Source organism: Lentibacillus sediminis, assembly GCF_002763455.1.
Taxonomy (GTDB): domain Bacteria; phylum Bacillota; class Bacilli; order Bacillales; family Amphibacillaceae; genus Lentibacillus_D; species Lentibacillus_D sediminis_A.
In genome coordinates, this window is record NZ_NIXK01000033.1 from 1 (window position 1) to 554 (window position 554).

At 38.3% G+C, this 554-nt stretch carries 1 protein-coding gene; it reads right to left on the reverse strand.

Annotation, left to right across the window (positions count from 1 at the left end):
* Positions 1–45: 45 nt before the first annotated feature.
* Positions 46–554 (reverse strand): IS3 family transposase (locus CEG13_RS18540; protein ID WP_143469702.1); only part of this gene is annotated, 509 nt, incomplete at its 5' end.

Sequence of the window (554 nt, forward strand, 5' to 3'; positions counted from 1 at the left end):
TGAACTGCCCCCTGTCAAGTAGACAGTGGAAATAATAAAAATGACTTAAGCGGCTTTAGCTCTGTGTTCCATAGGGCTAAGGCCGTTTAATCTTTTTTGGTATCTATCATGATTATAAAAGCGTATATAATCTTCGATCGCAAGAGAAAGCTCCTCATAAGTATCATACTTATGCAAATAATATTTCTCACATTTGAGGGTTCCCCAAAAGGATTCCATTGGTCCATTATCAATACATCTACCCACTCGTGACATACTTTGAGATATCCTTGCTTTATCTATTCTTCGTTTAAATCCATGTGAGGTGTACTGGAATCCACGATCACTATGGATGAGTGGATGTTCTCCATTCAAGAGTACTGTAGCTTGGTCGAGTGTCTTGAATACAAGGGCATTATTATTGGAATGACCCAGAACATAGCTGACAATTGATCCGTCATATAAATCCCGAATAGCGCTTAAATAGGCTTTTTTTGATTGGCCATACTTAAATTCTGTAACATCCGTCACCCATTTTTCATTCGGTTTTTCCGCTGTGAAGTCACGATTTAACA